The sequence below is a fragment of the Silanimonas sp. genome, from assembly GCF_027531545.1.
In the GTDB taxonomy this organism is placed as follows: Bacteria; Pseudomonadota; Gammaproteobacteria; order Xanthomonadales; family Xanthomonadaceae; genus Silanimonas.
Window position 1 is genome coordinate 1 of record NZ_JAPZSC010000039.1, and the last position, 22,723, is coordinate 22,723.

At 70.3% G+C, this 22,723-nt stretch carries 20 protein-coding genes; 16 read left to right on the forward strand and 4 right to left on the reverse strand.

Annotation, left to right across the window (positions count from 1 at the left end; translation table 11 throughout):
- Positions 1-482: 482 nt before the first annotated feature.
- Both O9280_RS15165 and O9280_RS15170 read right to left on the reverse strand, forming a co-directional pair.
- Complete coding sequence (locus O9280_RS15165) at positions 483-1,628, reverse strand: FAD-binding oxidoreductase (protein WP_298344618.1); 1,146 nt, start codon at positions 1,626-1,628, stop codon at positions 483-485.
- Positions 1,629-1,701: 73 nt separating this feature from the next.
- Entirely contained in the window at positions 1,702-2,358 is a 657-nt protein-coding gene (locus O9280_RS15170; RefSeq protein WP_298344621.1) for a VOC family protein, read from the reverse strand.
- 229 nt (positions 2,359-2,587) lie between these two features.
- Between O9280_RS15170 and O9280_RS15175 the strand changes: the two genes are divergently transcribed.
- The 5 genes from O9280_RS15175 (at position 2,588) to O9280_RS15195 (ending at position 7,286) form a co-directional block, all read left to right on the forward strand.
- The gene (locus tag O9280_RS15175; protein WP_298344624.1) at positions 2,588-3,964 is read left to right on the forward strand and encodes an amidohydrolase family protein; all 1,377 of its coding nucleotides are present in this window, start codon (positions 2,588-2,590) and stop codon (positions 3,962-3,964) included.
- A 70-nt stretch (positions 3,965-4,034) separates the two neighbouring features.
- A complete protein-coding gene (locus O9280_RS15180) occupies positions 4,035-5,633 on the forward strand; it encodes an amidohydrolase family protein (protein WP_298344627.1) in 1,599 nt (532 codons plus the stop codon).
- Between the two features lie 20 nt (positions 5,634-5,653).
- The gene (locus O9280_RS15185) at positions 5,654-6,511 is read left to right on the forward strand and encodes a VOC family protein (RefSeq protein ID WP_298344631.1); all 858 of its coding nucleotides are present in this window, start codon (positions 5,654-5,656) and stop codon (positions 6,509-6,511) included.
- Positions 6,512-6,543: 32 nt separating this feature from the next.
- Positions 6,544-6,765, forward strand: coding sequence for a hypothetical protein (locus O9280_RS15190; RefSeq protein WP_298344634.1), 222 nt, complete (start codon positions 6,544-6,546; stop codon positions 6,763-6,765).
- Positions 6,669-7,286 (forward strand): aminotransferase class I/II-fold pyridoxal phosphate-dependent enzyme, encoded by a 618-nt coding sequence (locus O9280_RS15195; RefSeq protein ID WP_298344639.1) that lies wholly within the window; start codon positions 6,669-6,671, stop codon positions 7,284-7,286. Before O9280_RS15190 ends, O9280_RS15195 begins: the two co-directional genes overlap by 97 nt.
- Positions 7,287-7,350: 64 nt before the next feature.
- Here the strand turns inward: O9280_RS15195 and O9280_RS15200 are convergent, their stop codons facing one another.
- Positions 7,351-8,028 (reverse strand): XRE family transcriptional regulator, encoded by a 678-nt coding sequence (locus tag O9280_RS15200; protein ID WP_298344642.1) that lies wholly within the window; start codon positions 8,026-8,028, stop codon positions 7,351-7,353.
- A gap of 48 nt (positions 8,029-8,076) precedes the next feature.
- Complete coding sequence (locus O9280_RS15205; RefSeq protein ID WP_298344645.1) at positions 8,077-10,290, reverse strand: TonB-dependent receptor; 2,214 nt, start codon at positions 10,288-10,290, stop codon at positions 8,077-8,079.
- A gap of 247 nt (positions 10,291-10,537) precedes the next feature.
- Here O9280_RS15205 and O9280_RS15210 point away from each other — a divergent pair, with 247 nt between their 5' ends.
- The 11 genes from O9280_RS15210 to O9280_RS15260 are packed head-to-tail and all read left to right on the forward strand — an operon-like array spanning position 10,538 to position 22,710.
- Entirely contained in the window at positions 10,538-11,893 is a 1,356-nt protein-coding gene (locus O9280_RS15210; protein ID WP_298344647.1) for an MFS transporter, read from the forward strand.
- 5 nt (positions 11,894-11,898) lie between these two features.
- Complete coding sequence (locus O9280_RS15215) at positions 11,899-13,224, forward strand: acyl-CoA thioesterase/bile acid-CoA:amino acid N-acyltransferase family protein (RefSeq protein WP_298344649.1); 1,326 nt, start codon at positions 11,899-11,901, stop codon at positions 13,222-13,224.
- 29 nt (positions 13,225-13,253) lie between these two features.
- Positions 13,254-14,906, forward strand: coding sequence for an amidohydrolase family protein (locus tag O9280_RS15220; protein ID WP_298344651.1), 1,653 nt, complete (start codon positions 13,254-13,256; stop codon positions 14,904-14,906).
- Positions 14,903-15,811: a VOC family protein gene (locus tag O9280_RS15225; RefSeq protein WP_298344653.1), complete on the forward strand. Its 909-nt coding sequence runs from the start codon at positions 14,903-14,905 to the stop codon at positions 15,809-15,811. Before O9280_RS15220 ends, O9280_RS15225 begins: the two co-directional genes overlap by 4 nt.
- Entirely contained in the window at positions 15,808-16,698 is an 891-nt protein-coding gene (locus O9280_RS15230; RefSeq protein ID WP_298344655.1) for an alpha/beta hydrolase-fold protein, read from the forward strand. The genes O9280_RS15225 and O9280_RS15230 overlap by 4 nt, the downstream gene beginning before the upstream one ends.
- Before the next feature lie 39 nt (positions 16,699-16,737).
- Positions 16,738-18,087 (forward strand): acyl-CoA thioesterase/bile acid-CoA:amino acid N-acyltransferase family protein, encoded by a 1,350-nt coding sequence (locus O9280_RS15235; protein WP_298344657.1) that lies wholly within the window; start codon positions 16,738-16,740, stop codon positions 18,085-18,087.
- Between the two features lie 16 nt (positions 18,088-18,103).
- On the forward strand, positions 18,104-19,225 hold the full coding sequence (locus O9280_RS15240; protein WP_298344659.1) for a PLP-dependent cysteine synthase family protein: 1,122 nt from the start codon (positions 18,104-18,106) through the stop codon (positions 19,223-19,225).
- Between the two features lie 39 nt (positions 19,226-19,264).
- Positions 19,265-20,350, forward strand: a complete 1,086-nt coding sequence (locus tag O9280_RS15245) for an ABC transporter substrate-binding protein (RefSeq protein ID WP_298344662.1) — start codon at positions 19,265-19,267, stop codon at positions 20,348-20,350.
- A gap of 9 nt (positions 20,351-20,359) precedes the next feature.
- Positions 20,360-21,142 (forward strand): ABC transporter ATP-binding protein, encoded by a 783-nt coding sequence (locus O9280_RS15250; RefSeq protein ID WP_298344664.1) that lies wholly within the window; start codon positions 20,360-20,362, stop codon positions 21,140-21,142.
- Positions 21,135-21,941: an ABC transporter permease gene (locus O9280_RS15255; protein ID WP_298344666.1), complete on the forward strand. Its 807-nt coding sequence runs from the start codon at positions 21,135-21,137 to the stop codon at positions 21,939-21,941. Before O9280_RS15250 ends, O9280_RS15255 begins: the two co-directional genes overlap by 8 nt.
- Entirely contained in the window at positions 21,934-22,710 is a 777-nt protein-coding gene (locus O9280_RS15260; protein ID WP_298344668.1) for an ABC transporter permease, read from the forward strand. The genes O9280_RS15255 and O9280_RS15260 overlap by 8 nt, the downstream gene beginning before the upstream one ends.
- The last annotated feature ends 13 nt before the right edge of the window (positions 22,711-22,723 follow it).

A 22,723-nucleotide genomic window follows, 5' to 3' on the forward strand; every position in this document is an offset into this window, starting at 1 on the left:
GGGACGGGATACGGTACGTGTCGCGGCAGATGAACAAGGGGTTCGCCTACGCCATCTTCGAGCGCAGCGGGCTGCACAAGCTGCGCGCCGAGAAGCTCAAGGCGCGGCAGGTCGATGACCTCTGCGATCGGTTCAACGTCATCGCGGTCTGACGGCGCGGCGGTCCGACCGCGAAGGACGGCGACCTGGTGTGCACCGGCCGTTCATCGGCGAATGTCGGTCGGCTCTACTCGGCCATCAGGAGACATTGGCGAAAGGCAGGTTTGTGGTGCGCCGCCTTGCCCATCTCACGATAGACCCAACCGGTCCAGCTTGCGGCGGCACAGGGGCGCGCGGCCAGGTGTTCCTTCGATCAAGCACCATCACAGACCGGTGAGGCAGTGGCAAGCGATCTACAGCTTCGACGCCCGTTTCAGGAACAGCAGGGAAGCGAGGTGCCGCTTGGCAGCAAGGCGTCGACTCCGGACTTCAACGCAGCTGCCTCAGCCGGCCAGCCCCCTCGTCAAGGCGGATCGCGTCGGCGCAAGGTCTTGCGCATGCACGCCTTGCCCGGCGACGTCGTCCGGTAGCGGCAGGCCCAGCAGCAGGGCCGCCGCAGTGCGTGCCAGCGAAGGGGCCATCTGGATGCCGTAGCCGCCTTGCCCTGCCAGCCAGAAGAAGCCCTCGGCGGCTGCGTCGTAGCCGACCACCGGCGAGCGGTCGGGCACAAAGCTGCGCAGGCCGGCCCAGCGGTGGTTGAGCTTGCGCGCGCGCATGCTCGTCGCAGTCTCGAATCGGTCCACCGCGATGGCAATGTCCATCTCGTCGGGTGTGACGTCGCAAGGGTCCATCGGGTCCTCGTTGGCCGGCGACAGCAGCAACTGCCCGGCATCGGGCTTGAAGTAGAACTGCTCGTCGACATCGATGACCAGGGGCCATGCGCGGATGTCCAGCCCCGGTGGCGCGGGCAGCGTCACCGCGGTGCGGCGCATCGGCTGCAAGCCGACCGTCGGCACACCTGCCTGCCGGGCCACGCTGTCGGCCCAGGCCCCCGTCGCATTGACGAGGACGGGCGCCTCGTAGTCGCCGGCCCGAGATCGCACGCGCCACGAACCGGCGGCGCGCTCGATCGCGACCTCGTAGGCGCCGAGCACCAGCCGGGCACCCGCCTGCCGCGCCTGGCGGATGAAACCCTGGTGAATGGCGGCCACATCCATGTCGCTGCCCGATTCGTCGATGGCCGCAGCCGCAATCCAGTCGGGCCGCAGGATCGGGCACAAGCCCATCGCCGCTTCGGCCGACAAGGCACGCAGCGTGGCCGGCGCATCGGGTGCGTCGAGCATGGCGCGCAGCGCCGCCAATCGCTGCGTGTCGCACACGAAGAGCGCGCTGCGCGGCGAGAGCAAAGGCGCTGCAGCAAACCCGGCCGGTGGGCGTTCCAGAAAGGCCCGGCTGGCTCGCGTCAAGGCGCGCACGGTGGCGTTGCCGTAGCTCTCGAAGAACATGGCCGCAGATCGACCGGTCGCATGCCGCCCAGGCTGGTCCTCGATCTCCACCATGACCACCTTGCGGTGCGGCGCCAATTCGGCGGCCAGCGATGCACCCGCCATGCCGGCGCCGAGGATGATGACGTCGCTTGCCGTGAACATGGTAATGTGCTCCGAACGTCCCTTGGGATGGGCTTGCCCGTGGTTGTGGCGCCATCTTGCCCCGGCCCCATGATCAAAGACCCAGGCCCCGGCCCGACCCCACCAGCCTGTAGCACTGTGCCCCGTGGGCCAGCGTGACGACGATGGCTGGCCGGTTGCCGGCATGCACGGGGATGTCGAGGTCCAGCACGGCGTAAATCGTGCGCAGGCCCTCGGGCTGCGGATGCGCCACGAAGACATCCTGCACCACCGCACCCGCCGGTGCCGTGGCTGAAGGGTGCATTGAGTCCATCCAGTCGATGTAGAACGGCACCAGGCCGCGGTACAACTCGTGGTCCAGGTACAGGCCCTGCCAGCGCAGCGTGTGGCCCTGCGGCGTGACGCGTGAATTGGCCTTGCTCGGGCGCACGCCCAGTCCTGCTGCCAGCGCCCGCGAATGCACGGCCGGCAGGTCGGACGTGGCCACGGCGAAGCTGATCACGTCGCCTTCGGGCAGAGCGGCCACGCTCTGTGCGAAGGGCGGCCGCTCGGCGCCCGCGGCTGGCGCAGGGGCCAGCACCTCGAGGTAGCACCCCGGGCCCAGCGACAACAGCGCATTGCAGGTGCCGTAGTCAGCCGCGTGTTCGCCGCCGTAGAGCGGCGTCAAGCCCAGGCCGGCGGCCAGCGCGTCGTTGGCGGCCTGCAGGTCGGGAACGGCATGGACCAGGTGATCGAATTGCGGGTTTTGCATGGCCATCGGGCTTGGGTGGCGGTCAGGGTGCGGCGCTGCCGTGCAGCGCCGCAAGGCTGACACAGAAGTTCACTGAAAGTCAATGCATCACATGCGAGGCCCGTTTCCATACCAGCGCCATTCGCATCAGCCATCCGGCCAGTATCTCCTGCAATTGTCGCAGGGAGTCCGCGATCCCGGCAGCCGCCAGATAGACTGAATCGCCACGCAACAACTTGACTAATAGTCAATGTTTGGTACCCTGCGCTTCCCGACTCTGCGCCCCGAGTACCGCATGTCAACAGCCATCGCCTTCGAGCACGCGACCGTACACACCATGGCCGGGGACGAAGCCCTGCAGGATCACACCCTGGTCGTGCGCGACGGCCGCATCGCGGCGCTAGGCCCCACGGCGGCGTTGGCAGTTCCTGCCGACGCGCAGCGCATCGACGCCACCGGCTGGCACCTCCTGCCTGGCCTGGCTGACATGCACGTACACCTGACGCCGCTGGGCGTGGGCGCGGCCGATGGCTTCGCCTCTGACGAAGCCGCCGCGCTGGCCCGCAGCGCCCAGGTGCTGCAGGTCTACCTGCTGCACGGCGTGACCACGGTCCGCAACATGGCCGGCACGCCCTGGCACCTGCAGCTGCGACAGGCCGTGCGCGAAGGCCGCGTGGCCGGGCCGCGCATCCACACCACCGGCCCCATCCTGGAAACGCGCTTCACCTTCGCGCAGCTGGCCGACTTCGGGCAGCTGGTGCGCACGCCGGAAGAGGCGCGCGCCGCCGTCATCGCTCAGCACCACGCCGGGTACGACGCCATCAAGGTCTACAACGACATCGACGCCGAGGTCTACGACGCCATCGTCGCCACCTGCCGCGAACTGGGCCTGCCGATGGTGGGCCACGTGGCCTACGCCAAGGGCCTGGCCGGCGCGCTGGCCGCCCGGCAGGATTCCATCGAGCACTTCCGCTCCTATGACTTCGCGCTTGACACGCGACCGGCACCCGATGGAGCGCGCTTCGTTGGCTGGCTGCACACCACGCCGGCACGCATCCGCGAGGTGGCCGAGCGCACCGCCGAGGCCGGTACTTGGAACGTGCCCACGCTGGTGATCGAGCAGGCCCTCACCAATCTGCCGCCCGCCGAGCCGCCACCGCGCCCGCGCTGGCTGCCCGCCTGGCTGCACGACGAACTGCAGGCAGACACCACACGCTCGGTGTTCAAGCCCGAGTTCCTGCAGGCCATCGAGGCCGGCCGCTACCGCCGCTACGAGCTGCTCTCGGCACTGGACCGCGCCGGCGCGCCACTGATGGCCGGCAGCGACTGCCCGGGCTGCGGGCTGGTGCCCGGCCAGTCCTTGTTGGACGAGTTGGACCTATACGTCGAGGCCGGCCTCACGCCCCGCCGCGCGCTGCGCGCGGCCACCGTGGACGCGGCGCGTTTCCTGGGGCTGGGCGACGAACTAGGCACCTTGTCCACGGGCAAGCTGGCCGACGTGCTGGTGCTGCGCGCCGACCCTGGCGCCTCCCTGGCGGCGCTGCGCCAGCCGGTGGGCGTGGTGGCAGCCGGCGTGTGGCACCCGGCCGATGAACTGGCCGCAGCCATGGCCGCCAGCGCGACCTGACAGGCAGGCCCGGCCGAGCCGCCGCTTGCTCCGCTTCAACCCCTTCGCCGCTTCCTCCAAGGAGACATCCATGCACCCCACCCGCCTGCCCACCCAACCCGCGCCAATGCAGCGCCCCGGCCGCTGGCGCAGCTTCTGCTGCCCCATGCACATGGCCTGGGCGCTGCCCATGGGCATGGGAGCGGCCACCCAGGCCCCAGCCCCCGCCGGCCCGGTGCCCAGCTTTGTCGACGGCACCGTGCACACGCTGTCGCCCTTTGCCACGCGCGGCGACGAGGCCACGCGTGACCTCTACGACACCGTGGCGCCGGACAGGCTGCTGGTGATCGAGGGCGCCACCGTCATCCCGATGCGGGGCGCCCAGGCCCTGCCGGCACACGATGTATTGGTGCGCGGCGGCCGTATCCGCGCCGTTCAGGCCACCGGCGCGGCCGTGCCCGAAGGCGCGCTGCGCATCGACGCCACCGGCCTGACGCTGCTGCCCGGCCTGGCCGACATGCACACGCACCCGGGCACGTCCACCTCGGCGCAGATGTGGGGCGCCATGCTGGGCGTCAGCGCCGACGTGATGACGCTGCCCTACGACCTGCAGATGTTCCTGTACCTGGCCGGCGGCATCACGCGCATCCAGGTGATGGCCGGCACGCCCGAGTACCTGGCGCTGCGCGAGTCGCTGCGCAGCGGCCGCCTGCGCGGGCCGCGCATGCGCGTGGCCTCGCCGGTGATCGACGGCTACCCGGCCGTCTGGTCGCCCACCATCACCTGGCAAGTCAGCGACGCAGCAGGCGGCCGCACCGCCGCGCGCCAGGTGCTGCAGGCCGGCTACGACTTCGCCAAGCCCTACACGCGCATGCCCTACGACGCCTACGTGGCCTTCAGCGCCGAGTGCAATGCGCTGGGCGTGGAGCGCACCGGCCACATCCCGGCCGAGGTGCGGGTGGAAGAAGCGCTGTTGCGCGGCCAGCGCGGCGTGGCCCACACCTTCGAGCTGTTCTACAACGACCCGCCCGAGAGCCGTACCAACCTGGGCCTGCTGGCCCGGCGCGCGAAGCTGTGCGCCGAGCTGGGCGTGACGGTGCAGACCACCTTCTGCGTGTCGCGCGCCTTCGAGTACGACATCGGCCAGGTCGGCCCCGACGCCTACCCGCTGCACGACCTGCTCGACCCCGTGCTGCGCTGGCTGATGCACCCGGCCTCGCCCTTCCTGAAGGCCTTCGGGCAGGACCCGCAGATGCAGTACCAGGGCCGCGACTGCATCGCCCACACGCTGAACATGCTGCGTGCGCTGCATGCCGAGGGCGTGCGGCTGGTCACCGGCACCGACATCCCCAGCAGCAACGCCGCAGGGCACCACACTGCGCACGACGAGTTGGAGGTGCTGGTGCGCGACGTGGGCCTGAGCCCGCTGGATGCGCTGCGCACCGCCACCGTGAACGCGGCTGCGCACATGGGCGACAACGAGTCGGGCACGGTCGAGCCCGGCCAGCGGGCCGAGCTGGTGCTGCTGCGCGGCAATCCGCTGGACGACATCGCGGCGACCCGCCAAGTCGAGGCAGTGCTCATGGGCGATGCGCTGCTCACCCGCGCCGCCATCGAGCGCGGCCTGGACCGGGTTCGGGATTTGTATGGCGCGATGCCGGTGCCGCAGCACCCGGCAACCGAGCCCTGACCAGAACCTGGAGAGCCGGCGTGTCACCCAAGACCCTCGACCACTTCGTCATCCTTGTCGAGCCACTGGAGCCGGCCGTGGCCGACTACCAGCGCCTGGGCTTCCACGTGCGGCCCATCGCACGGCACCTGAGCATCGGCTCCTCAAACGCCGTCATCCACCTGCACCACACCTACCTGGAGCTGTTCACGCTGGGCGATGCGCCAGCCCTGTTCCAGGACGCCTACCGCCCGCGCCTGCAGGCTGGGCCCGGTCTGTGCCATGTCAGCCTGGATAGCCAGAGCCTGGAAGCCGACCAGGCCCGCCTGCAAGCCGCCGGCCTGCAGCCCGGCGCCATCGCCAGCGCGCGTCGCCGCATGGTGCACCCCGATGGGCGCGAGGACGAGACCGCCAGCTCGTTCATGTACTGCTGGCGCGAGCAGCACCGCTACCTGTCGCTGTTCGTCTCGCACCATGCCAAGCCCGAAACCATCTTCATCGACGGTCACGTCAACCACGCCAACAGCGCGCAGGAGGTGACACGCTGCGTGTTCCAGTCGGAAGAGCCCGCACTGGACCTGCCCTACTTTCGCAGCCTGTACGGCCGCGCCGCGACCGACCGCACGGTGGACGGCTTCCGCTTCCTCGGCCCGCGTGGCGAGGTCAGCGAGGTCATCACTCCCGCCGCCGCGGCCGCCCGCTACGGCGCGGCGACGCCGGCAGCCGGCCTCGCCGGGCTGGGGGCGCTGCCGCTGGCGCTGCACTACCGCGTGGGCTCGATGGCGCAGTGCGAACAACACCTGCGCGGCGCGGGGCTCGACTCGGCCGCCGTGGGCGGCCGCTTGGTCGTGCCGGCCGCGCTGGCCTGCGGTGTGGTCACGGTCTTCGAGGCGGCTTGAGCGCAAGCCTGCAGCAACCCACATCACCCGCCATGACCGCCGTCGCCTTCAACGCCCGCATCACCGCCGAACTGCAGGCCCTGCAGGACGCCGGCGTGCGCAAGACCGAGCACGTCATCACCAGCGCTCAGGGCGCATCAGCGACGGCGTGTTCTCGATGGACGGCCGCATCGCGCAGCTGGCCGAAAAGCGGCGCCTGTGCGACGAGCACGGCGCGCTGCTGGGCGTGGACGACTGCCACGCCACAGGCGTGATCGGCCCGCACGGCCGCGGCACGGCTGCGCACTGCGGCCTCTTCGGCCGCGTTGACCTCATCACCGGCACCTTCGGCAAGGCGCTGGGTGGCGCCTCGGGCGGCTTCACCGCCTGCAGCCGGCCCGTGGCCGATCTGCTGCGCCAGCGCTCGCGGCCCTACCTGTTCTCGAACACCATGGCGCCACCGCTGGTGGGCGCGGCGCTGGCCGCGCTCGACCTGCTGGAGAGCTCGGACGCCGCCGTACAGCGCGTGCAGGCGCACGCGGCACGCTTCCGCACCGCACTGCAGGCACAGGGCCACACGCTCATCGGCAGCGGCCACCCAATCGTGCCGATGATGCTGGGTGACGAGCAAGCGGCCAAGGCGCTGGCGCTGAAGCTGCACCACGCCGGCGTGCACGCGGTGTTTTCCTACCCGGTAGTGCCGCGGGGCCGGGCGCGCATCCGCACGCAGCTCAGTGCGGCGCACACCGGCGCCGATCTCGACGAGGCCGTGGCAGCGTTCGCCGCGACGGGCTGACGGGCATCGGCCTTGTCTGGCTCAAGCCAGGGCCAACAGGTGTACGGACCCAGGCAGCAGGACCTCAGGGGATGCCGCGCGTGCCCTTGCCCAACTGCCCCGGGTTCATGCCCGTCGAGGTGAGCCAGCCCTCCACCGCGAGCACCTCCAGCGGCCCGGCGGGCAGGTCGACCATCTCGTGCGGCACCTCGCCGCGGTAGGTCAGCGAGTCGCCCGGCCGCAGGTGGTAGCGCCGCTCCCCGATCTGCATGATCAACTCGCCGTGGATCACGTGGTCGATCCAGAAGCCATCGAACTGCACGGGCTTCGGGAAACGGCAACCGGGCGCGGCAAGCATTCGCAGCAGCCGGATCTGCATGCCCGGCAGCTCCATAGAGCCCAGCAGGGTGAGCTGCACGCCGTCGTGCAGGTCGCCGCCCGGCAACACCGGCTCCTGCCCACGGCTCACCAGTTCGGGCTCCATCGACGCTGCCGGCCCGCCGAACAGGTCGGACAGCTCAATACCCAGCCCCTCGGCCAGCGCCAGCAGCACCGGCACCGAGGGCATGCGCTCGGCGCTCTCGATCTTCGAGAGCATGGCCTTGCTGATGCCCACGGTCTGCGCCAGCGCCGAGGCCGTCATGTGCTGGTGCATGCGGTGGGTGCGCAGCCGCCGCGCCAGGGTGTGGCGCAGGTGGCTCACGCGTGGGTGGCCGTCGTCGGCTACTTCGTCGATGGGTTCGGGGCGGTCGTGGTCGCTCATCACCCGCATGCTAAGCCGTGCCGCCCGCATGGCGTCCCGATCGCCGCTTCAGAACCGGTAGGTGCCCGCCACGCCAATGGTGCGCGGCCGCAGCGTCGACACCGTTTCCGGCCCAAACACGGTGGACGACAGCAGCGGCCGCTCGTCGGTGAGGTTGTTCACGAAGGCCGTCAGCGTCAGATCGCCGATGTCCACGCCGAAGCGCAGGTCCATGGCCGTGTAATCGCCCAGCGTGCGCCGGGTGGCCGGCGTGTAGCTGCTCTGGTAGCCGCCGACATGCTGCAGGTTGAAGCCCAGGTTCGCAGGCCGCCCCGCCACGTCGAAGTCATAGCGCACAGAGCCGTTGGCCGTGACGCGCGGGATGCCGGCGCTGCGCGTGCCGCCCGGCGTCACGCCGCCGGTGGAGTCCAGGCCCACGACGTTCTGGCTGAAGGTGCTGTCGGTGTAGCCCACGCCGGCTGAGAGACGCAGGTTAGACGAGGGCCGCGCCACCACCTCAATCTCGAAGCCCTGCACGTCCACCGAAGCGCCCGGGTTCAGACGGCCCAGCGAATCGACATAGGTGAAGCCCCCCACCGCGGGCGGCGAAGCAAGTGTCAGCTGCGGGTTCTTCCACTTCGTCTGGTACACCGCCGCGTTGAGGTTGACGCGGTTGTCGGCCAGCGAGAGCTTGGCGCCGGCTTCGTAGGTCCACAGGCTGTCCGACGTGGCGAATGGCGGCACGAAGAAGGTGACACCGGGCGGAATGGCCAGCGGGAAGTTGGTCTTGCCCAGCCGGAAGCCCTTGGATGCCTGCACGTAGTAGGTGCTGCGCGTGTCGCTCCAGCTCAGCGAGACGTGCGGCGTGGTCGGCGTTTCCTTGATCACGGAGCTGTTCACCGTGGTCGCGCCGAACTGCGTCAGGTTCACCTGGTCGTCGCTTTCGTAGCTCGTGCGCCGCAGGCCGGCGTTCACGGCCACGCCATTGCCAAACTTGTAGCCCAGCTCACCGAACAACGCCGTCTGGCTGCGGTCGATGATGGTGTCGCTGCCGAAGGCGTTGCCCAGCCCTGGCACCGGTGTGGTGCTGTAGTTCAGCGTCTTCTCGGTCGACCAGAACAAGCCAGCCGACCAGGTCAGCCCCGTGGTCGCCTCGGCCGACACCAGCCGCAACTCCTGCGCGGCCACGCGCGAGTCGAATCCGCCGAAGAGCACCCACTGCGTGTCGGCGGGCAAACCGAAGGCGGCGTTGAACGGGCCGAACGACGCCGTCAGGTCACTGACATACCGCGCCTTCTTGTCGAAATAGGACGTGGCCGACACGATGTCGAAGCCCGGCATCTTGTAGGTGATCGACAGGTTCGCGGCCTGCAGCTTGTCGCTCTGCGGTTCGAGCACGGCCTTGCTGCCAATCTGCAGGTCGGTGCCGACGTTGTAGACCGAGGTCGAGTCCTGCTTCAGGTCTTGCAGGTAGAGGCGGCCACTCACGCTGAGTTGCGGCGTCGGCTGTGCGAACAGCGCGATGCGCGCGCCGCTGGTGACGACCTTGTCGACGTCCTTCCCAAGTGCCCCGGCATCGATCACGCCGGCCTGCTCGGTGCGGTAGGCCGTCAGGCCCAGGGCCACGACGTCCTTCACCAGCGGCACCGAGACGCCCGCCACGGCCTCGCTGTTCCAGTCACTTGCGCCGTTCGTCTTTGACAGGCCCAGCCGACCGTACGACTCCATCGCCTTCAGGCTGGGGTTGCGGGTGGTGATCTTGATGGTGCCGCCCAGCGATGCCGAGCCATACAAGGTGGAGCGCGGGCCGCGGATGACGAGCACGTTCTCGATGTCGAACAGGCCCAGGTCGATGTTGCCGTTGCCCTGCACCACGCTGGTGGGGATGTCGTCGATGTACATGGCCACGGTGGACTGCGTCAGGCCGACGGCCGCACCATCCGAGACACCGCGGATGGCGATGCTGCGCGTCAGCGGCGAGCCCGCCTTGGTGAACACCACGCTGGGCTCGCCCGGCAGCGCCTCTTCGAGGCTGGACACGCCGCGACGCTCCAGTTCGTCGCCGGTGATCGCCTTCACCGACAGTGGCACGGCCTGCAGCGTCTCGGTGCGCTTGGTGGCGGTGATGGTGATGGTCTCGACGCCGGTGTTGGCCGCTGGCGCCTGCTGTGCCGCGGCACCCAGCGGAACCCCAAGGGCGGCGGCCAGACAGGCGCTCAGCGGCGACAGGCGCGGCGCGGAACGGACGAACGAAGACCGGCGGTGGGAGCAGATGCGGGACATGGAGACTCCTCGGGGGTTGTAGGGGGGTGCAGACCGGAATGACAGCGATACAGGGCGGCGGGTTCGCCGCCCGTCCCGGCCCGTTCAGGGTGCGGCAGGGCGTGCCGAGACTGTTCCATCGAGTTAACCTATTGTCAACTTCTAGGAATCCCGGTAGCGTAGTCGCCACACGCGGCAGCAATGAGACTCCGAATGATCAGCACGGAGTCCGTAACCCTCGATGACGACGCAAAGTACATCCTCTGGATTGCCTATCGCACCCTCTGCAAGCGCCTGGACGGCGCGCTCGCTGTTCGGGCTGGGCGCGCTGCTGGCGGTGCTGCTGCTGTCCACCAACCTGCAGATCCAGACGCTGCTGGTGGAACCCATCCGTGCCGAGCTGAGCCTGACCGACTTGCAGCTCGGTCAACTGCATGGGCTGACCGTGCTGACGCTCGGGGCCCTGGCGGCCTGGCCCATCGGCTGGCTGGCCGACCGCTGGGACCGGCGCTGGGTGCTGGCCTTGTGCGTGGTGGTGTGGTCGACGGCCACCTACGGCGGCGGCCTCAGCCAGGGTTTCGACGGCCTGCTGTGGGCGATGGTAGGGCTGGCCATCGGAGAAGCGGCGTTGCTGCCCATCGTCTATGCGCTCACGCCGCAGGTGGTGCCGGCGAAGCGCCTGCCGGTGGCCAATGCGGCGGTGTACGCCACGCTGGTGCTGGGCAGCGGGCTGGCGCTGGTGGCCGGCAGCGCGGTGTATGAAGCGCTGTCCACGCATGGGCAGCGCCTGCCCTGGCCCGAAGGTACCCCTGCGTGGCGGCTGATGTTCTTCGTCACGGCGCTGTTGGGCGTGCCTGTGGCGTTCTTGGTGCTGGGGATGCGCCTGCATCCTGCCGGAGGGGCGGCAGCGGCGGACCCGGGCGCCGGGGCTGTTGCGCCGCCTTCGCTGTCGCACAATCAGTTCGGGCACTACCTGCGCGAGCACGGGCTGTCGCTGGTGATGGTGCAGGCCTCGTTGTCGCTCATCACGCTCGGCTGGTTCCAGCTGATGCTGTGGACGCCGGCCATCCTGGGCCGCAGCTTTGGCAGCACGGTGGGCGGGGCGGGCCTGGATTTCGGGCTGGTCGTCACCCTGGCCAGCGCCGTGGGCACAGTAGCCGGCCTGTACTGGGTGACGCGCCCGGCCAACCGAGACAACCCGGTGGGCAACTTCCGCCTCGTCTGGCTGGGCGGCCTGGCCGCGCTGCCGCTGGTGGTGGCCATGGCCTGGGCGCCTTCGGCCGGCCTGCTTCTGCTGCTGGCGGGCCTGGCCATGACCTGCCTGGTCGTCGGCGTTTCGCAGGCGCCCGCGCTGCTGCAGCAGATGTCGCCGCCAGCGCTGCTGAGCCGCTCGATCGCGCTGTTTCCGTTGGTGGCACTGCCGCTGCGCGGGTTGCAGGCGCCGGCCGTGGGCTGGCTGTCGGACCGCTTCGGCACGGCCGACCCCCGCGGCCTGCTGCACGCCATGGTCATCGTCGCGGCGGTCACGCTGGCCCTCGGCGTGCTGGCGCTGTGGCGGCTGCAGGGCTACTACGTCCGTCTGGCGGTGCATGCGCGCGGCGCCACCCCCAACTCCAACGCCTGAGCCCCATGACCGTTGCACTCCACCTGCGCCCCGCGCCCTACCTCTACAACGAATGGGTGCCCTTGCGCGCCAGCGGCCTGGCGCCGGGACAGATTGTCACGCTCGAACTCGAGCACGTGGATGACGTCGGCCAGCGCTGGCGGGCCACGGCCGAACTGAGCGCCGATGCCACGGGCGGAATCGACACCGCCGACGCGCCCAGCCGCCGCGGCAGCTACCTCGGCACCAGCCGCGACGGGCTGCTGTGGTCCATGGCCCCGGACGGCGTCACCGACCGCACCGCCTTCATGACGCAGGGCCGCAGCTTCATGCACATGGCCGGCCAGCCCGGCGGCGACAAGCTGCAGCCGCGCCAGCACACGCTGCGCGTGCTGGACGGCGGCCGCGTGCTGGCTGAAGGCCAGTTCAGCCAGACGCGCCTGGGCCCGGGCGTGCGTGTGCAGGAACTGGCCGAGGACCCCGTGCGCGGCCTGGCCTTCCACCCCGCGCCCGGGAACGCGCCAGCCCGCGGCGCAGTGTTGTCGCTCACCGGCTCGGGCGGCGGCGTCGAGAACAGCTGGGCACCGCTGCTGGCTTCGCACGGCATCCCGGTGCTCAGTGCGGCCACCTTCGCATGGCCGGGCAGACCCGAACTGATGCAGCACATCGACCTGGCGTACTTCGAGCAGGCGGCGTTGTGGATGCGGCAGCATTTCGGTGTGCAGCGCATCGCCGTGCAGGGCGGCTCGCGCGGCGGCGAACTGACGCTGGTGCTGGCGTCGTACCGCCCCGACCTGTTCTGCGGCGGCGTGGCCATGGTGCCCTTCCACAACGTGGTGGCCGGCTTCGACCACCTGCGCAACGTGCACGAGCAGCCCAGCTGGGTGCTGAACGGCCAGCCGCTGCCCTATGCCGACGTGCAGCTGACCCTGGACGGACCCAACGCGGTGTACACGCCCGATGGCCTGGCCGCCACACCCGACTATCTGCGTGACGCCGCGAGCGCCGAGGCCGACACGCGCTGCGGCATCCCGGTGGAACACTGCAGCGGGCCGCTGCTGCTGATCTCGGGCCGCGACGACGCCATGTGGCCCAGCGCCTACGGCGGCGACCGCGTCATCGACCGCCTGCGCCGCCACGGCCTGGCGCACCGCGCCGAGCACCTGGCCTTCGAGAACGTGGGCCACTACCTGGTGCCGCCGGGCCAGCCCACGGCAATGTGTTCCTCGCTGTACCACCCGCTTGCCAAGATCACGCTGGCCTGCGGCGGCCAGCCGCGCGCCACGGCCGAGGCGGGCCGCACCGCCATGGACCGCATGCTGCGCTTCTACGGCGAGCTGTTCGCAGACTGAACCTCATCCACCTCGGGAGCCCCACCACCATGACTCCTCTGTCGCCACTGGCCCAGCAAACCGCCGCACGCACGCACGCCGCCGCACCCTGGCGCACTTGGTGCTGCCCGCTGCACTTCATGGGCGGGTTCTCTCCCGACCGCGACGCCCGGCGAGGCTGGCTCGCCAGCGCCCCGGGTGCGGCGGATGCCGCCGCCTTGCCCTCGTTCTCGGACCAGACGCCGAAGACCCGCAGCGCGATGTGCACCGCCGACGCCGCGCTCACCGCCGGCCTGATGCAGCGGCTGGACGCCGAGCGCGTGCTGGTGTTCCGCAACGCCCGCGTGCTGACGATGCGCGGCTGGCAGGCCCTGCCGGCACACGACGTGTGGGTCCAGGGCGGACGCATCGCCGCGGTGCAGCCCACCGGCGGCGCGCTGCCCGAGCACGCGCTGGTGGTCGACGCCAGCGGCAAGACGCTGATGCCCGGCCTGTCGGACATCCACGCCCACCCCTTCACCGCCCCCTGGGCGCAGGCCTTCGCCGGCATGGTGCAGGGCGGCGGCGACGGCCAGTGGTACGTGTTGCCTTATGCCCTGCAGCTGTGGGAGCTGCTGGCCTGCGGCATCACGCGCATCGAAGTGATGGCCGGTTGCCCCGACGCGCTGTGGCTGCGCGACAGCGTGCGCAACGGCCAGCTCGCCGGCCCGCGCATGGCGGTGGGCAGCCCGCTGGTGGACGGCGCGCCGTTGATCCACACCCCGCTGATGAGCTATGCCGTGGCCGACCTGGAAGGCGGCCGCCAGGCCGGCGAGCGGATCGCCGACCTGGGCTACGACTTCGCCAAGCCCTACAGCCACCTGCCGGCGGACGGCTACGAAGGCCTGATGCAGGTGCTGCAGCGCCGCGGCGTGCGCGTGATGGGCCACGTGCCGGTGTCGGTGGGCGTGGAAGCCGCCGTGCGGCGCGGCCAGCACGGCATCGCGCACAGCGCCGAGCTCTTCTACAACGAGCGCGGCCCCGAGCGGTACGACCCGGCGCGGCTGGAGCGCCTGGCGCGGCTGATGGCCGAGCACGGCACCTGGCTGCAGGGCACGGTGGTGGTGAGCGAACGGGTCGAGGCGCTTGGCGGCCGGAGGCCGCTGGGCTCGGTCGACGAGGCGCACATGCCGACCTTCCACCAGACGGTGTTCCACCGCGACAGCCCGATGATGAACATGATGGCGGCCAACCCCGAGAAGCAGTACCTCTTCGACGAGACCTACCGGCTGAGCTGCCTGGCCGTGGCCGCCGCCCACCGCGCCGGCGTGCGTGTGCTGACCGGCACCGACTACCCCAACCCCTACGTGGTGGCCGGCTACTCGCTGCACGAGGAACTGGTGCACCTGACGCAGCAGTGCGGCCTGCTGCCGCACGAGGCCCTGCACGCCAGCACCCGCCGCGCGGCCGAGTACCACGGCGGCGGCGCCGAAGACGGCCTGGTGGCCGTGGGCGGCATCGGCGACCTGGTGCTGCTGGACGGCAACCCGCTGGACGACATCCACCACACGCGCCGCGTGCACGCAGTGCTGGCCGGCATGCACTACATCGGGCCCGACGCGCTGGCCGCCGGCAAGGCGCGCATCGCGCAGGCCTATGCCGCGATGCCGCCGGTGGTGATGGCCATGCCGCCGCAGGCCGCAGCGCCGGAGGCCGCGTCGTGAAGCGTTGCCTCGACCACGTCATCGTCTCGGTGCGCGACCTTGACGCCGCCGCCGCGGCCTATCGGCGCCTGGGCTTTGCGGTGATGCCGCGCGCCGTGCACCATAACCTGGGTACGGCCAACCACATCATCCAGTTCCACAGCAACTACTTCGAGCTGCTGGGCGACTTCCACAAGTACGCCGACCCGGCGATGCGCGAGTTCATGAGTGCGCGCTTCCAGGGCGAACCGGGTGAAAGCGGCGAAGGCGGCCTGTCGATGCTCTCGCTGAGCTGCACCGACCTGGCCGCCGACCGCGAGCGGCTGATCGCGCTCGGCCACACGCCCTCGGCCATCATGAACTCGGCCCGCGAGGTGGTGCTGGCCGACGGCAGCCCCGACGCCACCGCCAGCAGTTCGATGCTGAACTGGCGCGCCGCGCCGCGCCGCTGGAGCACGCTGTTCTACAGCTTCCACGGCAAGCCACACACCATCTGGTACGAACCGTGGCAGACGCACCCGAACACGGTGCACACGCTGGCGGGCATCACCTACTGCAGCAACGACTTCGCGGCCGACACGCCCTACGTCAACGACATGCTGTGCGCCGCGCCGGCTGAACACACCTCGCAGCGCTGCCTGTGGCCCACGCCGCAGGGCGAATGGCTGGAGCTGCTGAGCCCGGCCGTTCTGGCCGCGCGCTTTGCCGTGCCGGTGCCGGCAACGCCCTTTGCCGTGTGGCCGGTGGCGCTGCGCTACCGCGTGCAGGACCTGAGCGCCTGCCGGCAGGCGCTGCGCAACGGCGGCGTGCCCTTCGTCGAGCAGGCCGGCCTCATCACCGTGGCGGCCGAGCACGCGGCCGGCGCCATCAGCGAATTCACCGAGTCCACCGAAGCCCCAGCCCCTCCACAAGGACCGCAAGCATGAAGATCCTCAAGCGCGAACCCAGCAACAGCATCGCCCGCACCGAACTCTGGACGGTGCAGGGCGACGCCATCGAGTACCCGTTCCTGGTCTACGTCACCACGCCCATGCCGATGACGCCCAAGCCCGAGAAGGGCTGGCACGGCATCGTCGTCACCGACGGCAGCCTGGGCACGGGTGCGATGTCGTCGGTGGCCGGCTACCTGGGCATGGGCGAGATGCCGCCGGCCGTGGTGGTGGCCATCGGCTACCCGCTGGACAACGCCATCCCGGCCGTGGTGGCGCGCAACCGCGACCTGACGCCCGTGCCCTGGCCCGAGTGGGACGCGCCCTACGGCCAGATGCTCGGCGCGCCCGCGCCGCCCTCGGGCAGTGCCGAGGCGTTTGCCACCTTCGTGCATGGCGAACTGATGCCCTTCATCGAAAGCGAGGTTGGCGTGAACCCGGCCGAGTGGACGCTGGCCGGCCATTCGCTGGGCGGCCTGTTCGCCACCTACTGCCTGCTCACGCGGCCCGGCGGCTGCCGGCGCTACCTGGCCGTGGGCTCGTCGTACTGGTGGAAGCGGCCGTACCTCTTCGACCGCGCGCGCGAGTTCGCGGCGGTGGAGCGGCCGCTGAACGTGTCGGTCTACCTGGCCGCAGGCGACCAGGAAACCACGGCGGGCTTCAGCACCAGCTGGCACCGTTACCTGGACGCCGATCTGTGGAAGGACTACCTGACAGTGATGCGCGGCATCCCCGACATCGTGGCCGAGACGCGCGAGATGGCCGGCCTGATCGGCCAGCGCTGGGGCACGCGCGTGCGCTGCGACATCCTCGACGACGAGACCCACGGCAGCGCCGTGTTCGCCGCCTACAGCCGCGGGCTGCGCTGGCTGCACAAGGTCTAGCCGCCCCGCGCCTGCCCCTGCCCTCCACGAGAACCCCTCATGAACACACCCACCCTCACCGCCACGCCCGCCGTGGCGCTGCAGCCCACGCCCATCGGCATCGTCGCCGCCGGCTTCGTGCCGGGCCAGCGCGTGTGGCTGTCGTCGCGCCTGGTCGACGACGCCGGCGTGGCCTGGACCTCCCGCGCCGTCTTCGTGGCCGATGCCGCCGGGCGCATCGATCTGGAGGACGCGCCGGCCGAGGAGGGCCACTACACCGGCATCGACCCGGCGGGCCTGTTCTGGAGCCTGCGGCCCGAGCCGGTGAGCGACCGCAGCTTCATGCTGGGCGCCACCGAGAAGGCGCACAAGCTGGGCCAGCCGCACATCGCGCCGATGAAGTCGCACGTGTTCGAGCTGCAGGCCACCGTGGAAGGTCAAGCCACCCCCTGCGCCGCCACCATCGTGACGCTGCAGCGCCTGGTGGACGGCATCGAGGTGCTGCCGCTGCGCGACGGCCGGCTGCGCGGCCAGGTGCTGCGCTGGAAGGAACGCCGGCTGCCCGATGGCCGCGCGCGCGGCTGCATCTTCAGCTTCACCGGCTCGGGCGGCGGGCTGGAGCTGGGCTACGCGCCGGTGCTGGCCTCGCTGGGCTACGACGTGGTCAGCCTTGCCTACTTTGCCTATGAGGACCTGCCGGCCTTCATCGCCGGGATTCCGCTGGAGTATTTCGAGGAAGGCTTTGCCTGGGCACGGCGCGAGCTGGGCTGCGAGCGCATCGGCATCCAGGGCGCGTCGCGCGGCGGCGAGCTCGTCATTACGCTGGCGAGTTACCTGCCCGAGCACATCCAGGGCGTGGTGGGCATCGTGCCCATGTACACCACCAGCATCGGCTGGGACCCGGCCAAGGGCATGGGCGGGCCCAGCTTCACCTTCCGCGGCCAGCCCGTGCCGCACAGCAAGCCCGGCGATTCGCCGTCGTTGGAGGAGATGAAGCGCCTGGGCGAGAGCGAGCCCAACGGCTACGCCGCCACTCCCGGCTACTACGCCACGCTCAACGATCCCGAGACGCGCGCCACCGCCGCGCTGCCCATCGAGCAGTCGTCATGCCCCGTGCTGCTGATCAGCGGCGTGGACGACCAGATGTGGCCCAGCGCCTGGGGCAGCGACCTCATCGTCAACCGGCTGCGCGCCCAGGGCTTTGCGCACCCGGTCCAGCACCTGTGCCTGCAGGAAACCGGCCACATCACACCGCTGCCCAACACCGTGACCACCTTCTGCCCGGCGCTGCTGCATTCGCTGCTGGGCATCTTCCTGGCCTGCGGCGGCACGCCGGCCGGCAGCGCGCGCGAAAGCCGCCGCACCTGGGACGCGCTGCGCGCCCACTACCGCACCGTGTTCGGGCACTGAGCCGCAGAGCCGGTCGATGAGCGATACACACACGCAGCGCCGCACCTGGGTGCGCAGCGCCATCCGCCGCATCGAGGCCGACTTCCAGCGCTCGGCCGACACCCACTTGCTGCCGTTGCCGCTGCCCGGCCTGCCGGGCGTGGACCTGTACCTCAAGGATGAGAGCAGCCACCCCACCGGCAGCCTGAAGCACCGGCTGGCGCGCAGCCTGTTCCTGCACGCGCTGTGCAACGGCTGGCTGCACGAAGGCAGCACGGTGGTGGAGGCCAGCAGCGGCAGCACCGCCATCAGCGAGGCCTACTTCGCGCGGCTGCTGGGCTTGCCGTTCGTCGCCGTGATGCCGCGCAGCACCAGCCCGGCCAAGGTGCAGGCCATCGAATTCCACGGCGGGCGCTGCCACTTGGTGGACGACCCGAAGCAGGTGTACGCCGAGAGCGAGCGCATCGCGCACGAGACCGGCGGCCACTACATGGACCAGTTCACCCACGCCGAGCGGGCCACCGACTGGCGCGCAAACAACAACATCGCCGACAGCATCTTCCAGCAGATGCGGCACGAACCGCACCCCGTGCCGCACTGGCTGGTGGCCAGCGCCGGCACCGGCGGCACGCTGGCCACCCTGGGTCGCTACGTGCGCTACTGCCGGCACGACACGCGCGTGTGTGGCGTGGACGCCGAGCGCAGCGTGTTGTTCGAGCACTACCGCAGCCGCGACCCGGCGCTGACCATGGCGGCCGGCTCGCGCATCGAGGGCATCGGCCGGCCGCGGGTGGAGCCCTCGTTCCTGCCCGACACGATGGACGCAATGCTCAAGGTGCCCGACCGCTGGAGCCTGGCGGCGATGCTGGCGCTCAGCGATCGCCTGGGTCGCCAGGTGGGCGGCAGCACCGGCACCAACCTGGTGGCCGCGCTGTGGTGCGCCAGCCAGATGATGGCCCAGGGTCAGGCCGGCTCCATCGTCACGCTGCTGTGCGACGACGGCCGCCGCTACCAGACCAGCTGCTTCGACGCCGCCTGGCGCCACGAGCAGGGCCTGGACTGCGCCGACGCGCAGGCGCAGGTGGCGCACTGGATGGACACCGGCATCGTCCCCGATGAAGTGTTCTCCGCGATGCCCCGCGCCGGCACCCTTGCATAGATGTCGCTTCGACCTTTCCACACCACCTGAAGGAGTCCCATGGTCACGCTCCCGCTCAAGCGCATTTCGATCCTCTTCGCTGCTGCCTTCGGAATCGCTGCATCAGCGCTGCCGGTTCAGGCCCAGGAGAAGGCCGTGTTCGGCATTCCAGGCCCGCACAACGTGCAGTTCTCCTACCTCTGGTACGGCAACAAACTGGGCCTCTTCAAGGACGAGGGCCTGGCGCTCGACGTCATCACGGTCACCGGGTCGGGCGTGCTGCTGCCCCAGGTGGCCGCCGGGCAGGTTCACATCGGGTATGCCAACCCGGACCTCACCATCATTGCCGCGGCCAAGAACGAGCCCTTGCCGGTGCGCTTCGTGATGAACTGGCTGCGCAGCCAGACCTTCGAGTTCGTCACGCTGCAGTCCAGCCCCCTGAACACCCTGGCCGACCTCAAGGGACGCAAGCTGGGCGTCGGCGCGATGACCTGGGGCAACCTGCCCTTGTCCCGCGCCATGCTCGCCAGTGTCGGCGTCCAGTGGCAGAAGGACGTGGAGGTGCTGCCCATCGGCCTGGGTGCTGCGGCGTGGCGTCGCCTGCAGGCCGGCGAGGTCGATGCCGTGAACCTGTTCGTCGGCGAACACGGCCGCATGGAGCTGTCGGGCATCCCCATCAAGCGCCTGCCAATGCCGGAGCAGTTCCGCACCCTGTTCTCCAACGGCTTCGTCACCAGCGAGAAGCTGATCGCCGAGAAGCCCAAGCTCGTGGCCGGCATGGGCCGCGCCATCACCAAGTCGTGGATCGCCTGCAAGGCCAATGCCGAGGCCTGCGTGCGCGCCTACTGGGACGCCAACCCCACGGCCCGCCCGGCCCCGGGCAAGGAAGCCGAGCAGATGAAGGCCGACCTGAGGCAGGTATTGGTCGACCGCCTGCAGGTCGACGACTTCGCGGCGGGCGCGCCGCGGCGCTATGGCCAGTTCCCGGCCGACTCGTGGAAGCGGCTGATCAAGGTCATGCACGACGAAGGCCTGATCACTCGGGCCGACATCGACGTGTCCAAGCTCTACACCGACCGCTTCGTCGACGAGGTGAACGCCTTCGACGTGGCGGCGGTCGAAGCGCAGTCGCGTGCGGCGCGCTGAAGGCCCTTCATGCACCTGTCCGTAGAACGTGTCTCGCTGGTCTACCCGACCAGCCGCGGGCCGCTGACGGCGCTGCAGCAGCTGTCGTTCGGCGTCGCGCCCGGCGAGTTCGTGTCGGTGCTCGGCCCGTCCGGCTGCGGCAAGTCCACGCTGCTGAAGCTGGTGACCGGCCTGCTGCGGCCGGCCGAGGGCCGCCTGGCCCTGGCGGGCCGCACCATCGACGGGCCGCGTGCCGACGTCGGCATCGTGTTCCAGCAGCCGACGCTGCTGCCTTGGAAGCGCGTCATCGACAACGTGCTGGTGCCCATCCGCGCCCGTGGGGGGTCGGTGGCCGAGCACCACGACAAGGCGATGAGCCTGCTCGAACTGGTGGGCCTGTCGGCCTTCGCGAGGCACTACCCGCAGGAGCTGTCCGGTGGCATGCAGCAGCGGGTGGGCATCGCGCGCGCGCTGCTGGCCGAGCCCAACCTGCTGCTGATGGACGAGCCCTTCGCCGCGCTCGACGCCATGACGCGCGAGTCGATGATGGACGAGCTGCTGCACATCTGGCAGCGCAGCGGCAAGACGGTACTCTTCATCACGCACTCGATTCCCGAGGCGGTCTACCTGTCCGACCGCGTGCTGGTGATGAGCCCGCGGCCGGGTCGCATCGTCGACTCGGTGCGCATCGACCTGCCCCGGCCGCGCTCCGTCGAGACCATGGCCGCGGCGCGCTTCGGTGAACTCTGCAACGAGCTGCGGGCGCGCTTCCGCAGCCTGCCCACAGCCCCCGGCGAGCCCGGCCATGCCTGAGATCCGCGCCCGCTTCGCCGCCATGGCCTGGCCCATCTCGGGCCTGCTGTGCCTGGTGTTGCTGTGGCAGGGTGCCACGCAAACCGGGCTGGTGCCCAGCTTCCTGCTGCCATCGCCCGGCAGCGTGCTGCGCGCACTGCTGCGCGCCGCCGGGGAAGGCACGCTCTGGCGACATCTCGCGCCCACGCTCACGGCCACCGTGATGGGCTACGTCATCGGCTGCACGGTGGCCGCCGTGGTGGCCGCGCTGGTCGCCGAGTTCAAGCGGCTCGAGCGGGCCCTGATGCTGCACCTGCTGGCCTTGCAGTCCATCCCGAAGGTGTCGGTAGCACCCCTGGTCTTCCTCTGGGCCGGCTTCGACATCGGCGGCAAGGTCGTGCTGGTGGCGCTGATCTGCTTCTTCCCGGTGTTCGCCAACACCCTGGCCGGGCTGCGCGCCACCGACGCCGACCGCCTGGACCTGCTGCGTGCGGCGGGTGCCAGCCGCTGGCACGTGCTGTGGCACCTGAAGCTGCCGTCGGCGGCGCGCTCGATGTTCGCAGGCCTGGAGATCTCGACCGCCTTTGCACTGATCGGTTGCGTGGTGATGGAGTTCATCGGTTCCACCCGGGGCATGGGCTTCCTGATCCAGGACGCGTCGTCGACCTACGATCTGCCGCTGTCGTTCGCGGCCATCGTGACGCTGGGCGGCATCGGGCTGCTGGCCAATGCCGGTGTGCGCGTGCTGCGGCGGCGCCTGCTGTTCTGGGAAGCGGACACCGAGCCGAGCCCGGCAGCCCAGGGAGACAGCGGTGGCTGAACCGATCAAGGTGGCGCTGGCCACGACCGCTACGTTCCTGCTGCTGATCGCGACCTGGACGCTGGCCATCGACGTCTTCGAACTGTCGCCACAGATCCTGCCCTCGCCTGCAGCAGTGGCCGAGGCCTTCTGGTACGGCTGGTCGCGGGGCGCCTTCGTGCCACACGCGCTTTTCACGGTGCAGGGCGCACTGGGTGGCTGGGCCATCGGCGCGGTGCTGGGCGCACTCGCCGGCGCGGTCGTCGCCGAGTCGAACGTGGCCAGGCGCGTGCTGTACCCCATGGTCATCGCGGTGCAGTCCATGCCCACGGTGGCCATCGCGCCCCTGATCGTCGTCTACTTCGGCGTCGACCTGCCGTCCAAGCTGGTGACGGTCGCCTTGCTGTGCTTCTTCCCGGTGTTCGTCAACACGGTGGCCGGCCTGACCTCGGCCGACACGCGCCTGCTGGACCTGTACCGCGCCAACGGCGCTTCGCGCTGGCGCACGCTGATCGACGTCAAGGTGCCCAGCGCTGCCGACGCCGTGTTCGCGGGCGCACAGGTTGCCATCGTGCTGTCGTTCATCGGTGCCGTGGTCTCGGAGTTCGTCGCGTCGCGCGCCGGGCTGGGCCACCTGATCAAGACCTTCGCGAACGACCTCAACGTCGCCGTGATGTTCGCCGCCATCGCTACGCTGGCCGTGCTGGGCGCCGGCATCGGCACCGCGTTGGCCCGCCTGCGCGAGGCCGTGGTCTTCTGGAAGCCCCGGCACGACTCACCGCGGCGCTGAGACCCGAGAACAG

Excerpts from the sequence above, each read along its gene's own strand:
- O9280_RS15205 (WP_298344645.1), bottom strand. The coding sequence starts at position 10,290 with ATGTCCCGCATCTGCTCCCACCGCCGGTCTTCGTTCGTCCGTTCCGCG.
- O9280_RS15195 (WP_298344639.1), top strand. The coding sequence starts at position 6,669 with ATGGACGGCCGCATCGCGCAGCTGGCCGAAAAGCGGCGCCTGTGCGAC.
- O9280_RS15215 (WP_298344649.1), top strand. The coding sequence starts at position 11,899 with ATGACCGTTGCACTCCACCTGCGCCCCGCGCCCTACCTCTACAACGAA.
- O9280_RS15240 (WP_298344659.1), top strand. The coding sequence starts at position 18,104 with ATGAGCGATACACACACGCAGCGCCGCACCTGGGTGCGCAGCGCCATC.
- O9280_RS15230 (WP_298344655.1), top strand. The coding sequence starts at position 15,808 with ATGAAGATCCTCAAGCGCGAACCCAGCAACAGCATCGCCCGCACCGAA.
- O9280_RS15165 (WP_298344618.1), bottom strand. The coding sequence starts at position 1,628 with ATGTTCACGGCAAGCGACGTCATCATCCTCGGCGCCGGCATGGCGGGT.
- O9280_RS15180 (WP_298344627.1), top strand. The coding sequence starts at position 4,035 with ATGCACCCCACCCGCCTGCCCACCCAACCCGCGCCAATGCAGCGCCCC.
- O9280_RS15200 (WP_298344642.1), bottom strand. The coding sequence starts at position 8,028 with ATGAGCGACCACGACCGCCCCGAACCCATCGACGAAGTAGCCGACGAC.
- O9280_RS15170 (WP_298344621.1), bottom strand. The coding sequence starts at position 2,358 with ATGCAAAACCCGCAATTCGATCACCTGGTCCATGCCGTTCCCGACCTG.
- O9280_RS15245 (WP_298344662.1), top strand. The coding sequence starts at position 19,265 with ATGGTCACGCTCCCGCTCAAGCGCATTTCGATCCTCTTCGCTGCTGCC.
- O9280_RS15175 (WP_298344624.1), top strand. The coding sequence starts at position 2,588 with ATGTTTGGTACCCTGCGCTTCCCGACTCTGCGCCCCGAGTACCGCATG.
- O9280_RS15190 (WP_298344634.1), top strand. The coding sequence starts at position 6,544 with ATGACCGCCGTCGCCTTCAACGCCCGCATCACCGCCGAACTGCAGGCC.
- O9280_RS15220 (WP_298344651.1), top strand. The coding sequence starts at position 13,254 with ATGACTCCTCTGTCGCCACTGGCCCAGCAAACCGCCGCACGCACGCAC.
- O9280_RS15235 (WP_298344657.1), top strand. The coding sequence starts at position 16,738 with ATGAACACACCCACCCTCACCGCCACGCCCGCCGTGGCGCTGCAGCCC.
- O9280_RS15250 (WP_298344664.1), top strand. The coding sequence starts at position 20,360 with ATGCACCTGTCCGTAGAACGTGTCTCGCTGGTCTACCCGACCAGCCGC.
- O9280_RS15255 (WP_298344666.1), top strand. The coding sequence starts at position 21,135 with ATGCCTGAGATCCGCGCCCGCTTCGCCGCCATGGCCTGGCCCATCTCG.